We start from the raw sequence: 14,020 nt of genomic DNA on the forward strand, positions 1-14,020 counted from the left end.
TAAACGAGTGGGTTTAGACAATCTCGGTCTGCCCCACTTGGTGATAAGCGCGGTTAAAGTAAACCAAACTTTGGTCATGTTGGCTTTGTTTAATCGCCACAATCGGACATATAAAAATCGTATGTGTACCGACTTGTTGAATTTGTTCAATCTCACAATCGAAACTGACCAACGCATCATCTAACACAGGAGAACCTGTTTCTAACTCAATCCATGCGCCATGTTTAAAGCGCTCTTCTGGTGTGAGTTTAGATGAAAATGCTTTTGAAATATGTTCGTGGTGTGAGCCCAACACATTCACAGTTAAGATTTTGTTATCTAGGAAATGTGCATGTGAACTCGCAGATTGGTTCATACACACCAATAATGTCGGAGGTGTGTCGGTCACACTACAAACAGCAGAGGCAGTAAATCCAAAACGGCCAGACATGCCTGCCGTAGTCACAACACTAACTGCACTTGTGAGTAAAGACATTGCATTTCTAAAGTCTGTTGCTTGAACCATGACATTATTCCTAAATTGAACCGTACCTTGTCCTGAGTGTTTGCTATACCGCTCAACTCCATCAGGAAGGTACTTTATCGACATGCTTTCTGATGTAGAACGACATGTAGTAAGTAAAATGAGGGTTACTTGTTTGATTATCAACTGCCATCAAAAAAGTAACCCTTTATACCACTTATTGGTAAATATTAAGCAGTAAGATCAAAACCAGTAAGTTCTCTACGAACGATTTCTGCACCTGCCGTTAAAGCATTTAACTTGCCACGTGCCACTTCACGTGAAAGAGGTGCCATACCACAGTTTGTGCAAGGGTAAAGCTTGTCAGCATCTACAAACTGAAGCGCTTTACGAAGTGTGTTTGCCACTTCTTCCGGAGTTTCAATTTGGTTAGATGCAACATCAATTGCGCCGACCATGACTTTTTTACCACGAATGAGTTCGAGTAAGTCGATAGGCACATGTGAGTTGTGACATTCTAACGAGATAATATCGATGTTAGATTTTTGCAGTTTCGGGAAAGCTTCTTCGTACTGGCGCCATTCCGAACCGAGTGTCTTTTTCCAATCAGTGTTAGCTTTAATGCCGTAACCATAGCAAATGTGAACCGCAGTTTCACACTTAAGACCTTCAATTGCACGCTCTAAAGTCGCAACGCCCCAATCATTTACTTCGTCAAAGAATACGTTAAATGCAGGTTCGTCAAACTGAATGATGTCTACACCAGCAGCTTCTAACTCACGCGCTTCTTGGTTCAAAATTTTTGCAAATTCCCAAGCAAGTTTTTCACGGCTCTTGTAGTGACCATCGTAAAGCGTATCAATCATAGTCATTGGGCCAGGTAATGCCCACTTAATTGGTTGATCAGTTTGCTGACGTAAAAACTTCGCATCTTCAACAAACACAGGCTTTTGACGAGACACCGCACCTACAACAGATGGCACACTTGCATCGTAACGGTCACGAATTCGAACTGTTTCGCGCTTCTCAAAATCTACGCCATTTAAGTGTTCAATAAACGTGGTCACAAAGTGTTGGCGGGTTTGTTCACCATCGCTCACAATGTCGATGCCAGCAAGGCGCTGTTCGTGCAATGCTAAACGTAACGCGTCTTTTTTACCTTCAAGCAGACCTTCGTTTTCGAGTTTCCAAGGCGACCAAAGCTTTTCAGGTTCTGCAAGCCAAGACGGTTTAGGTAAGCTGCCAGCAGTTGAAGTCGGTAGTAATTTTTTCATGATCAATGACCTATATGTTGATTAATTAGGAGCGTAATTAGCAGACCACTGCTCAAGAATCGCTTGGTATGGTTTGATAAATTGCTCTTCAACAAACTTCCCCTGCTCAATAGCCAGACGGCTACGTTCTTCACGGTCATACACAATTCGAGTAAGTGAATAATCTTCGTGTTTCAAGCTTGGTTGATAAGATTTTCCAGCCACTGAATTTGCGTTGTAAATTTCAGGACGGTAAATCTTTTGGAATGTTTCCATCGTACTAATGGTACTAATCAACTCAAGGTTGGTGTAATCACTCAACAAATCGCCTGTAAAATAGAACGCTAACGGCGCGACGCTATTTGGCGGCATGAAGTAGCGAACTTTTAAGCCCATTTTTTGGAAATATTCATCAGTTAATGAATAGTCTTCTTGCTTGTATTCAACACCTAAAACTGGATGTTCGTTTTCAGTACGGTGGTACTCTTTAGTCGTCGAAACGCTTAAGCAAATCACAGGTGCTTTTTTAAAGTTGGCTTTGTAAGTTTCAGAGTTAATAAAGCTCTTAAACAAGTTACCGTGCAACTCACCAAACTTTTCTGGCGTACTAAAAGTCGACTTGTTTTTGTTGTGATCTAACAAAAGCACACTAAAGTCATAGTCACGTACATAAGACGAGAAGTTATTGCCTACAATACCTTCGATGCGCTCATTGGTTTTCTTATCAACAATATTGGTTTTCAATATTTCGATTAAAGGAAGCCCGCTGGTACGGTTTTCGGCATCAATGTTCATTTCAACTGAAATGATTTCAAGTTCAACGCCATAGCGGTCACCTTTAGGGTTGTCCCAATGAGCTAAGGCATTGAAACGATTGTCGATCATCTGCAATGTATTGCGCAAATTCTCTTCGCGGCTCATCCCTCTTGCCAAGTTAGCAAAGTTGGTTGTAATACGTGTATTGTCTGCTGGACGATAGTTCTCATCGAAACAAATACTCTTAATCGTAAATGTAAATTCTTTACTCATTGTGATCAGTACCCTAATTTCTGAGATAAAACCTAAATAAAAACTTTTTGCTCTTTTTAAACTTTCCAGACTTGTCAGATTTGTGCCTTATGGTCTTATCAAAGTGAATTACTGGAGCGCTTCAGAGCATGAATAGATTTATACCGCAATCAGAACATGAATAAAAATGATTTAGTCTCATTACAAACTGAGTGAAATTCATGTTTATGGTTTAATAAATAAGTATAACGTTAAATTTTTTTCATCTTCGGGAATTTTAGACAGCAGAAATTCAAGACACGGCGCTCACACAGCACCTTAACATTTCAAATATTAATTATTATTTTCAAATACTTAATAGTAAAAATTTAAGTTAAAAAGAATCAACCTAAAGTAATGTGTGCTGACTTTCATTCATCTCTGCTTTTAGCCATTCTAAAAATATGGTTTTACGTGAATCTTCCTCAAAAGCGCTATGAGAAAGTAAAAAATAGGCTGAATTATCTTGCACAACAGATGAAATTTTTTTCAGTAAGTTCCACTCAAGCTCTTTTTCAATCATATAAATTGAGATGACCGTTGCGCCCAGTCCCGCCAAGCAACCTTCTAAACATAGATAAAAATGTTCGAGTTCAACTTTGGTGTAGCCTTTTAAACTCTGCGTTAACTCAGCAATTCGACTCATGCTTTTGAAAAAATTCGGTCTAGAGGTCGAAATCAGTAAGTCGTTTGTTTCCGATGGCTTGGTTGCTTGGACTAGAGCGATATATTCATCGGCAATCTTTTCGCTATAAAGATGCTCTCCCCAATCAAAGTCATTTCGGCGAATTGCGATATCAATATTATCTTTTTCAAAATCGACCACGCCGCCTGCTGTGAGTAGCACAACCTCAAAATCATGACCAAATTTTTTAAATTTTGAGAGCCGTGGAATAAGCCATTTCATAGAAAGAGTCGGTTCACACGACAAAACCAGTTGTTTATTGTGGGTTTTAGGCTGGCTGAGTTGTATTAAACATTCATCGAGTTGACCAAACACCTGATGGCAACAACTTAATAAAGTTTCACCCTGTTCGGTCATCACAAGTGTTTTATTTTTTCGATCGAACAAAGTCGTATTTAAAGCTTCTTCTAAATTATAAATCTGTTTACTGACCGCACTTTGCGTCACAAATAATTTCTTTGCAGCTAAAGTGACGCTGCCATACTTCGCCACAAAGTAGAAAAATTTTAATGAATTCAGCGATATTCTTTCAATCATTCCAAAAACTCATAAATGTGTAGTCGTTTTTATCGATTTTTATTTTTAGATTTCTGTTCAAAATAAAAATCATCTTTATTAAACCCCATTTTAGATGATGAAAAACATATTGAATATCTATATCTATCTTCGAAAACCTGAAGCCCCAGCATCTCTTACAAAAAGAATAGCAATTTTAAGTAGTGTTTTCGCTCTCTTACATACATTCCAAAAAGTACAGATGAACTCCCTCATTTTCAGTGAGGATATAAGATAATGGCAGAGTTTATTGCGGTTATTCTCATTACGATTTTGGCGGTGGTTAGCCCCGGCGCTGACTTCGCGATCGTTACCAAAAATAGTTATCTGTACGGCAGAAAAATAGGTGTATTCACTTCACTTGGAATATCGCTTGGCGTGTTGGTGCATGTGACCTATACGTTAGTTGCCGTTGCCTTTGTGATGGCTTATACGCCGCAAATTTTGAATATTGTGAAGTACATTGGCGCACTTTACCTGATCTATATTGGCTATAAAACCTTTACGCAAAAACCTGTTTCAGACGCTGTTGCTTCAAACGCTATAGGCAGTTTTCAAGCTATAAAATACGGCTTTTTTACCAACGCCCTGAACCCTAAAACCACACTATTTGTGATTAGCACCTATACGCAAATTGTGAGTTTAACTACACCTGAAAGCGTTCTTATAGCTTATGGCCTTTTTATGTCATTTGCTCATTTTGTATGGTTTTCACTGGTGGCTGTACTGTTTTCATCCATGCTGTTGAGACAAAAAATGTTAGCCAAGCAAGTGCAAATTAATAAGGTGATTGGCTCTATTTTATGTGTATTAGGTGTGATTCTACTTTTTACTCAGTTTCAGTAGAGCCGCTTAATTTTCAGAAACTTTTTTATGCATTGCTGTTAATATAAAAATGCATGATAGATTTTCCAATCCTTCATATCTCTATAAATCAAGGATGATGAGCGAATACATTTATTATGGAAATCAAGCAAATAAAGTATTTTTTGACAGTCGTTGAATCGGGCAGTATTGGTAAAGCTGCCCAAAAACTCGATGTCGGTGCTTCGGCGATTAGTCAGCAAATTAGTAAGCTCGAACAAGAGCTAAGCATTCGCTTATTACAGCGTAATGCTTTTGGCGTGACACCAACCCCAGCAGGTCTTGCCTTTTTAAAGCACTCGCAACTTATTTTGCGTCAGGTAAATTTTGCCATAGATGCTGCGCATTCGGCACGCTTGTCAGGTCATGTCAGCCTTGGTTTTCCACCGACCATTACCGCTTTGATTGGTATCCCTTTAATGAAACTGATGTCTGAACGCTATCCAGACATTCGCTTAGAGATTGTGGAAACCCTGTCAGGTAATCTCATTCAATACATTAACTCGCGTCAGCTTGATATTGCCATTATTTTTACTAATGAGATTGATAAGCAGTGGTCTATACAGCCCTTGGTACGCGAGCAAATGTACTTGATGGCGCGCAAAGAAGTGCTCGAAAAATATGGTCTAGCCGATTGCATTAAAAGCGGAATTATTCAGTCCCAGCAAATTGGCGATATTCCATTAGTGTTGCCACGTCAGCGTCATAGCTTACGAAAGCTACTTGAACACAAGATTGGGCAGCTTAATGTTGTCTATGAAATTGATGGCTTACACTTACTTATGGACAGTCTGATTCACCTTGACCTTGCTAGTGTTCGCCCCGGAAGTGCTTGCTTGCAAGAGTACAAACATAAGCTGCAATTACTTAAGGTGATTGACCCAGAAGTGGAAAGAATTAACTACTTAGTGAGCCTTGCCGAAGAAGAATTATCACCCGCTGCACTTGCTGCCAAGTCAGCCATTAAGGCATGTGTGAAAGAGTTGATTCAAAACCAAATTTGGCCATGTTCTGAAATTATTGTTTAAAGGGTCATTAATTTTTCTAAATACCTAATTAATTTTCGCCTCTCACTCTTCCCTGCTTTTTAAGATTACATTTTTATACGAATGATAAGTGGTTTTCTGTTTATCGAAATATAGATGTGTAGTTTTAACTGGAAACAAGGCATCACATTTTCTACCAAGGACACCTTTAAATCTCATCTCTAACCCATTTCCTATTTAGGTTTATTGATTGAATCAATTTACGTCCAAACTTTGAAGATCGTGAATGTTTCCATTTTGTCAGGCCAAGGAGGTCTCCAATGGATGTCGTTAATAACCGTAGGGCTACTTTTAAAAAAATATTAAATGTAACAAGTGGCAACTTTTTAGAACAGTACGATTTTTTTCTTTTTGGTTTCTATGCCACTTATATCGCAGCAAAATTTTTCCACTCTGAAAATGAATATGTCTCTTTAATGATGACATTTACCGTGTTTGCTGCGGGCTTTCTTATGCGTCCTCTCGGCGCTATTTTCTTGGGTGCTTATGTCGACAGAATCGGTCGCCGTAAGGGTTTGATTGTGACTTTAAGCCTTATGGCTATTGGTACCATCTTAATTACCTTTGTACCGGGTTATGACACCATAGGTATTATGGCCCCTATTTTGGTGGTCATTGGACGTCTGTTACAGGGCTTCTCGGCAGGTGTTGAATCTGGCGGTGTGTCGATTTACCTCGCAGAGATTGCAACCGATAAAAACCGTGGTTTTATCACAAGCTGGCAGTCTGGTAGTCAACAAATTGCGGTGGTGTTTGCTGCGTTATTTGGTTATTGGCTCAACACCGTTTTAACTCATGCACAAGTGAGTGAATGGGGCTGGCGTATTCCGTTCTTAATTGGTTGTTTGATCATTCCTTTAATCTTCTTATTCCGTCGTACTTTAGAGGAAACTGAAGCATTTAAAGCACAAAAAACTCACCCATCAACCAAAGAAATTTTCAGCACACTGGCGAGCAACTGGCGCATTGTACTTGCAGGTATGATGATGAGTGCCATGACCACCACCACGTTCTATTTCATTACGGTTTACACCACAGTATATGCAAAACGTACTTTAGAAATGTCAGTCACAGATAGCCTTTTAGCAACCGTGTTTGTAGGTTTATCAAATTTCTTCTGGTTACCAATGGGTGGCTTACTTTCAGACAAAATTGGTCGCCGTCCAGTGTTAGTGGGTATTACGACACTTGCGATTTTTACCAGTTATCCAGTTTTAAGCTGGTTGGTGAGCGATATTAGTTTTTCAAACTTACTGATCACGCTTGCTTACTTCTCATTCTTCTTTGGTATGTACAACGGGACTATGGTAGCAACCCTTGCCGAAGTAATGCCAAAACGTGTTCGTACCGTTGGCTTCTCTTTAGCGTTCAGTCTTGCAGCCGCTATTTTTGGTGGTATGACGCCAATGGCGTGTACTTACCTTGTGGAAAACACAGGCAATGCAAGCACACCAGCGTTCTGGCTGATGCTCGCTGCGGTATGTAGCCTCATCTCAAGTTTATATCTATGTCGCGGTTCTAAGCAGAACAAATCTGACGCGATTGCTGAACCTGCCAAGGTTGGCGCTTAAAACAACTAACTACTTAACCTGAAATTTTAATGAACAGTACGGCGCATGTTGCAGCCGTACTGTGCTCTCCTGTCATTAAAAGTGAGATACTATGAAAAAGTCCCCTATCTTCATGACCATCTGCCTAGCTAGTGCAGGCTTAGGTTCAACGCTTGCTAACGCAGATACCCTCGAAGTGATTAGCTCTGGCGGTTTCTATTCATCTATGGAAAAACTCATTCCAATATTTGAAAAGCAAACTGGTCATACAGTTCACCTCTCATCTGGTTCATCTATGGGTGCATCGCCAACTGCAATTCCAAACCGTCTCGATCGTGGTGAACGTTTTGACATGGTGGTCTTGGCTGCTCCTGAACTCAGTAAGCTTGCAGAAAAAGGTTATGTCGACCCAAATTCACAAAGCGCTTTAGTCAATTCGAGCATTGGTATGGCTGTACCTAAAGGTGCACCAAAACCAGATATTAGCTCTGCGGCAAAATTCGAAAAAGTTTTATTAAATGCCAAGCACATTGGTTATTCAGCAAGTGCGAGCGGTACACATCTTGAAAAAGATGTTTTCCCAAGCTTTCCACCTGTCGAGTACAAAGTGATTACTGGTAAAGCAGAAAAAGTAGTCGGTGACCGCGTGGCAAAACGTATTGCTGAAGGTCAGTTTGATATTGGTTTCCAGCAAATTAGTGAAATCAAACCTTTTACTGGCCAATATGGTCAAGTTGATTTAGTCGGCCCAATTCCTGCACCTTATCAAAAAGTCACCGTGTTTGCTGCTGGCATTGGTAAAAACTCTGAACATGCAAAAGTCGCAAAAGAACTTATTCAATTTGTGAAATCGCCTCAAGCGAAACAAATTATTGAAGAACAGGGTCTTGAGCAGGTTAAACAATAAAAGCTCTAAAAGGCAGCATTTTGAGAGGATGTTGCCTTTACTCTTTGAGCGGTTTACGCAGCGTAATAGAACAAAATGTAGAGCAATAAACCAGTGTAGAATAATGAACAAAGGACAATGTAGTATTTGCCGTGGAACTCAAACAATTAAAATATTTTATTGCAGTGATCGAGTCTGGAAGCTTGGGTAAAGCTGCAAAAAATCTCGATATTGGAACTTCTGCATTAAGTCAGCAAATCTCAAAATTAGAAAGCGAGCTTTCTATTCGCCTTTTACAACGTACTGCTTTGGGTACGGTTCCCACCCCTGCGGGTTTAGCTTTTTTTCAACAGGTTCAACTGGCGCTTAGACACTTAGACCATGCTGTAGATTCTGCACATTCTTCGCGTTTAAGTGGTCATGTTACCGTCGGTTTTTCGCCAAGTGTCGCGTCGGTTATTGGCGCGCACTTTTTAAAACTCATGAGAAACCGCTACCCCGACATTAAAGTCCGTCTCATTGAAGGCTTATCGGGTGACTTAAAGGCCTTAGTGAATGCAAGACAGCTCGATGTTGCTATCATCTTTAGTGACGATGTCGACCCACAGTGGGCCATACAGCCTTTAGTCAAAGAACAGATGTTTTTAATCTCGCCTAAAGAAGTCCTAAGCCAGTACCACCTTGAAAGCTGTATAGACACTCAAACCATTACTCATTCACAGCTTAAAGAACTTCCGCTGATTTTACCAAGCCAACGACATGGGCTGCGCTTGTTGCTCGAACAGAAAATTCATCAGCTTAAAGTGGCCTATGAAATTGATGGGCTGCATTTGTTAATGGAAAGCATTAGCCAACTCGAAATGGCAACCATCCAACCTGCGGGCGCATCGTTAAACTCACGGCAAGACCTATGCTTACTGCGCGTTGTAGAACCTGCTATTGAACGCATTAACTATTTAATTAGTCTGTCTGAAGAAGAACTCTCGCCTGCAACTTTAGCCACCAAAGTAGTGATTCGTGCTTGTGTGACTAACCTGATTAATGAAAAGCGCTGGCCCGGTGCGAAACTCATAAACACTTAAGCCATTAGTGTTTATTTTTACTAAACACCCATTCAAGTTTAGCCTCTCACTTCCTCTTCCCTTTTAAAGCTACATTAGCCTTAGCTGAGAAAGGGAGAAATCCATGCATGATGTGATTGTAATTGGTGGTGGGAATGCCGCACTGTGTGCCGCGCTCACGGCAAAAGAAAGTGGCGCGTCTGTGCTTGTCATAGAAGCAGCACCTAAAGAATGGCGTGGTGGTAACTCACAACACACTCGTAACCTCCGTTGCATGCATGATGCTCCTCAAGATGTATTGGTCGATGCCTACCCAGAAGAAGAATATTGGCAAGACCTACTTAAAGTCACTGCGGGCAAAACCAATGAGCACTTAGCTCGTCTGGTCATTCGTAGCACGGCGACCTGCCGTGACTGGATGCGTAAACATGGGGTCAATTTTCAGCCACCACTATCGGGTGCTTTACATGTTGCACGTACCAATGCCTTTTTTATGGGTGGCGGTAAAGCCCTCATTAATGCGTATTACCGTAGTGCCCAAGAGCTTGGCATTGAGATTTTATACAACACAAAAATTAAAGATCTAAAGTTAAACCAAGGACATTTTGAAGCTGCAATTGCGGAAGATGGCCGTGTATTTAAAGCGAAAAGCTGTGTATTGGCCGCAGGTGGTTTTGAGTCAAATCTGGAATGGTTAAGAGAAGCATGGGGACAAAATGAAAACGGTGAATGGCCTGCCGATAATTTCATTATTCGCGGAACCCGCTTTAATCAGGGCAACTTACTCAAATTTATGATAGATCAAGGCGCCGATATTATTGGTGATCCATCACAATCGCATTGCGTCGCTGTAGATGCAAGAGCACCGTTATATGACGGCGGCATCTGCACCCGTATTGACTGCGTTTCACTAGGAATTGTGGTCAATAACAAAGCCGAACGTTTTTACGATGAAGGCGAAGACTTCTGGCCAAAACGTTATGCGATTTGGGGCCGCCTGGTTGCCAAACAACCTCAGCAAATTGCCTATTCTATTATCGACTCAAAAGCCATTGGTCGCTTTATGCCACCTGTGTTTGCGGGTGTAAAAGCAAATAGCATTCAAGAGTTAGCCGAAAAAATCGGACTAGATGCAAAAACCTTATGCCACACCGTAGAAGAATTTAATCAAGCCTGTGTGCAAGGCACCTTTAACCACACAGTTTTAGATGACTGCACCACCGAAAATATTGTTCCCAACAAAACCCATTGGGCCGTTCCTCTCGACAAGCCACCGTTCTATGCCTATGCACTTAAACCTGGCATTACCTTTACCTATTTAGGCTTAAAAGTCGAAGACGATGCTGCTGTACGTTTTAACAATAAGCCAAGCCGCAACCTGTTTGTCGCAGGTGAAATGATGGCAGGTAACGTACTCGGTCAGGGTTATACCGCAGGGGTCGGCATGTCGATTGGCACAACGTTTGGACGCATTGCCGGAAAAAATGCAGCCCACTACGCACTTTCACAAGGAGTTGAACATGAATGCTAGTACTAAAGCCCTAATTCCAGTTGTTCAGCTCTCTGACCATGAGCAGGAAGTTCAAAGAGCCCTACAGATTTGTAATGCTTGTCGTTACTGTGAGTCGTTTTGTGCTGTATTTGCGGCGATGACCAAGCGTCTTGAGTTTAATCAAGCTGATATTCATTACCTCGCAAATTTGTGCCATAACTGTGGTGCTTGTCTGCATGCTTGCCAATATGCCCCGCCGCACGAGTTTGGCGTAAACATTCCAAAAGCGATGGCGCAAGTACGTTTAGAAACTTACCAAGAATTTGCGACACCTCAGCCTTTAGGCCGACTTTATAAGTCTGTTGGGATTCCTTTTGTTTCGGCTTTATCAGTGATTTTCTTTTTATGCATGTTAGCTGTGGTTTGGTACAAAGGCACCGACCTATTTGCAGGCTATCAAGGTAATTTCTATGCGATTTTCCCGCATAACTTTTTAGCTCTATTGTTTGGAGCGACCTTTACAGTTGCGATTGTTTTGCTCGGCATTGGGATTAGTAAATTTTGGAGACAGACGTCTAAAGTTATTCACGGCAAAGTTGAGAAACCAGACCTTATTCAAGCCTCTCAAAATGTGTTAACGCTTAAATATTTAGATGGTGGACATGGCAAAGGCTGTAATGAGCAAGATGACCGTTACACCCAAATCCGCCGCGTGTTCCATCACCTGACTTTTTATGGCTTTATGCTCTGCTTTGCAGCCACAGGCGTAGCGACTTTATATCACTATTTCCTTAACCTGCATGCGCCGTACCCTATCTTTAGCTTGCCTGTAATTTTAGGTACGTTGGGTGGGCTTGGCTTAGTGATTGGACCATCTGGCTTACTCTATTTAAATCTTAAACGCCATCCATTACATGGTGACCGCGAGCAAAAACCAGTAGATCGAGGTTTTATTTTCCTTTTAATTTTAGTCAGTGCTTCAGGCTTAGCTCTTATGGCATTTCGCAATACACCTTACATGGCACTTTTACTGATTTTCCATTTAGCTACGGTCATGACATTCTTTATTACCATGCCATTTGGAAAGTTCGCACACGGTTTTTACCGCAGTGCTTCTTTACTCAAATTTGCCATCGAAGAACGTACTTCTAAAAAGTCATAATTTCATTCAAAAGTATTCACTATCTTGGCGTAGTGAATACTTTCATTATTTTAAGCTCAAAATACTTCATAGCTTGCCTACTTTTTACTATTTAAAATTCCCAAGCCATACATCGGCCACTTGGTACTCGCTTTAATATTATTAATCAGCATTGCCACCAAAACTAAAGACACTGCACCAACTAAAACAGGGAAAATTAAGAAACTCCACTGGTAATGTATGCTGCTTGCGGTGAGTAAAATAACCAAAGGATTGGCCCCAGCAGGTGGATGAACACATTTAAAAACTTGCATGAGAGCAATGGCACAACCTACTGATAAAGCAATTGTAAAAATAGAAACACCGACAAATTTTAGAAAAAACAAACCTACAAAAGCCGAAATAAGATGCCCAAATATAATATTTCTCGGCTGTGCCAAAGGTGACTGCGACACGGTATAGAGCAATACACAGGTCGCACCAAACGGCGCCATGATAAAGATATTATGTGTGAGCTTACTCAACCACAGGAGTATAAAAATACTGAGCGTACCCCCAATAAGGCTTCTTAAAACGTCAATTTTAGTGGGCGATGGAGCCAGTTTTTCTTTGCCATAAAAGATCGAGAACATGGTTTTTTTCCTCAAACAAAAATTTGCTTTTTAAAAAGCATATAGATAAAATTCCAAATAGTACAGATCTGTACTATTTTATTTTTTGGAAAAGTTTTATGTCAAAATCTGCCTTAAAAATATTAGATACAGCCGAGAAGTTATTTAATGAAAATAGTTTTGTCGGGGTTGGCGTTGACTTGATTCGCGATGAATCTGGTTGCTCTAAAACCACTATGTACACGTACTATAAAAATAAAAATCAACTAGTTAAGTCTGTACTCGTTGCTCGTGATGAACGGTTTAAGCAAAGCCTTTTGGGCTATGTGGGAAATGCAACAGGGTTAGAAGCCATCAATAAAATTCTGGATTGGCACACCAATTGGTTTAGACAAGATTTTTTTAAGGGCTGTTTATTTGTAAGAGCAGTCGCTGAATCTAACCAAGATGATCAAGACATTATTTCTATTTCTAAAGCTCATAAACAATGGATTAAAGTATTGATTGCGGAAAACTGCAATATACCGAATGGTGAAGCTTTATCTGAGCTGATCTATACGGTGATTGAAGGCTTAATTAGCCGCTTTTTAGTCGATGGTTTCGATGAAATACTTGCGATAAACATGAAAAACTCTATTAATCAATTATTTAATATTCATCAACATTAGTATGAGAACTTAAAATGGAAGTGGACCATATTTTTATTTGTGTACAATCAGGCGCTCCCGAAGCTGAAACTTTAAAAAAATTCGGTCTAACAGAAGGTTCATCCAATAAGCACCCGGGTCAAGGTACCCAAAACAGACGCTTTTTCTTTAAAAATAGCTTTATCGAATTAATCTTTTTAAATAACCCCGAAGAAGCCTCAAGTGATCTCACAAAACCGACTCTGCTTTTTGAGCGACTAAGTACTCAAAATAATATCGCGTCCCCTTTTGGTATTTGTTTTCGCCCTAAAAATAAAGATGATAACGGTGCAAAATTTCCTAATTGGGTTTACAAGCCTAGCTATTTACCAGCCAGCTTAGAAGTAAATGTTGCCAAAGATTCTGTGGTAACTGAACCGATGTGGTTCTTCCTTTCATTTGCTTCACGACCAGACCTTGCTGCAAAAGAAAAACAACAACCACTTGTTCATAGCAAAGATTTATCAGAAATCACTGCGATTAAAGTTTCTATTCCAAACCTTGAACAGCACCCTACTTCGTTGCTGTTCAATACACTTGATAATTTTGAAGTGACTGATGGATCAGAGCATTTAATGGAAATTAGTTTTGATCATGAACTTCAAGGAATAATTCATGATTTCAGACCAGAGCTGCCGCTTATTTTTAAATATTAAAAACGCTTAGTTTCTAATAAAAAA

At 40.3% G+C, this 14,020-nt stretch carries 14 protein-coding genes; 9 read left to right on the top strand and 5 right to left on the bottom strand.

Going from position 1 to position 14,020, the window contains the following annotated elements; genetic code table 11:
* Positions 1–13: 13 nt before the first annotated feature.
* The 4 genes from NE363_RS14885 to NE363_RS14900 form a co-directional block, all read right to left on the bottom strand.
* Positions 14–505, bottom strand: coding sequence for a flavin reductase (locus tag NE363_RS14885; RefSeq protein ID WP_100290469.1), 492 nt, complete (start codon positions 503–505; stop codon positions 14–16).
* Positions 506–693: 188 nt separating this feature from the next.
* Positions 694–1,737, bottom strand: a complete 1,044-nt coding sequence (locus tag NE363_RS14890; protein WP_004703605.1) for a methionine synthase — start codon at positions 1,735–1,737, stop codon at positions 694–696.
* A gap of 21 nt (positions 1,738–1,758) precedes the next feature.
* Positions 1,759–2,745 carry a DUF1852 domain-containing protein gene (locus tag NE363_RS14895; RefSeq protein WP_000031350.1) on the bottom strand — a complete coding sequence of 329 codons (987 nt, stop codon included), beginning with the start codon at positions 2,743–2,745 and terminating at the stop codon, positions 1,759–1,761.
* Positions 2,746–3,112: 367 nt separating this feature from the next.
* Positions 3,113–3,985 (bottom strand): LysR family transcriptional regulator, encoded by an 873-nt coding sequence (locus tag NE363_RS14900; protein WP_445535355.1) that lies wholly within the window; start codon positions 3,983–3,985, stop codon positions 3,113–3,115.
* A 255-nt stretch (positions 3,986–4,240) separates the two neighbouring features.
* Between NE363_RS14900 and NE363_RS14905 the strand changes: the two genes are divergently transcribed.
* The 7 genes from NE363_RS14905 to tcuB all read left to right on the top strand — a co-directional run bounded on the left by NE363_RS14905 (position 4,241) and on the right by tcuB (position 12,064).
* Positions 4,241–4,849, top strand: a complete 609-nt coding sequence (locus NE363_RS14905) for a LysE family translocator (protein ID WP_445535356.1) — start codon at positions 4,241–4,243, stop codon at positions 4,847–4,849.
* A gap of 116 nt (positions 4,850–4,965) precedes the next feature.
* Complete coding sequence (locus NE363_RS14910; protein WP_004703620.1) at positions 4,966–5,895, top strand: LysR family transcriptional regulator; 930 nt, start codon at positions 4,966–4,968, stop codon at positions 5,893–5,895.
* A gap of 278 nt (positions 5,896–6,173) precedes the next feature.
* A complete protein-coding gene (locus tag NE363_RS14915) occupies positions 6,174–7,484 on the top strand; it encodes an MFS transporter (protein WP_445535357.1) in 1,311 nt (436 codons plus the stop codon).
* A gap of 91 nt (positions 7,485–7,575) precedes the next feature.
* Positions 7,576–8,370: a substrate-binding domain-containing protein gene (locus NE363_RS14920; protein WP_445535358.1), complete on the top strand. Its 795-nt coding sequence runs from the start codon at positions 7,576–7,578 to the stop codon at positions 8,368–8,370.
* A gap of 131 nt (positions 8,371–8,501) precedes the next feature.
* A complete protein-coding gene (locus NE363_RS14925) occupies positions 8,502–9,431 on the top strand; it encodes a LysR family transcriptional regulator (protein WP_445535359.1) in 930 nt (309 codons plus the stop codon).
* 103 nt (positions 9,432–9,534) lie between these two features.
* Positions 9,535–10,941 carry an FAD-dependent tricarballylate dehydrogenase TcuA gene (tcuA, locus tag NE363_RS14930; protein WP_445535360.1) on the top strand — a complete coding sequence of 469 codons (1,407 nt, stop codon included), beginning with the start codon at positions 9,535–9,537 and terminating at the stop codon, positions 10,939–10,941.
* Positions 10,931–12,064 (top strand): tricarballylate utilization 4Fe-4S protein TcuB, encoded by a 1,134-nt coding sequence (gene tcuB, locus NE363_RS14935; protein WP_445535361.1) that lies wholly within the window; start codon positions 10,931–10,933, stop codon positions 12,062–12,064. The genes tcuA and tcuB overlap by 11 nt, the downstream gene beginning before the upstream one ends.
* A 77-nt stretch (positions 12,065–12,141) precedes the next feature.
* Here the strand turns inward: tcuB and NE363_RS14940 are convergent, their stop codons facing one another.
* Positions 12,142–12,675: an HPP family protein gene (locus NE363_RS14940; protein WP_134262082.1), complete on the bottom strand. Its 534-nt coding sequence runs from the start codon at positions 12,673–12,675 to the stop codon at positions 12,142–12,144.
* Between the two features lie 98 nt (positions 12,676–12,773).
* Here NE363_RS14940 and NE363_RS14945 point away from each other — a divergent pair, with 98 nt between their 5' ends.
* Both NE363_RS14945 and NE363_RS14950 read left to right on the top strand, forming a co-directional pair.
* Positions 12,774–13,322, top strand: a complete 549-nt coding sequence (locus NE363_RS14945) for a TetR/AcrR family transcriptional regulator (protein ID WP_445535362.1) — start codon at positions 12,774–12,776, stop codon at positions 13,320–13,322.
* A 14-nt stretch (positions 13,323–13,336) separates the two neighbouring features.
* The gene (locus NE363_RS14950) at positions 13,337–13,996 is read left to right on the top strand and encodes a VOC family protein (RefSeq protein WP_445535363.1); all 660 of its coding nucleotides are present in this window, start codon (positions 13,337–13,339) and stop codon (positions 13,994–13,996) included.
* The last annotated feature ends 24 nt before the right edge of the window (positions 13,997–14,020 follow it).

The organism is Acinetobacter sp. G18, assembly GCF_052660225.1.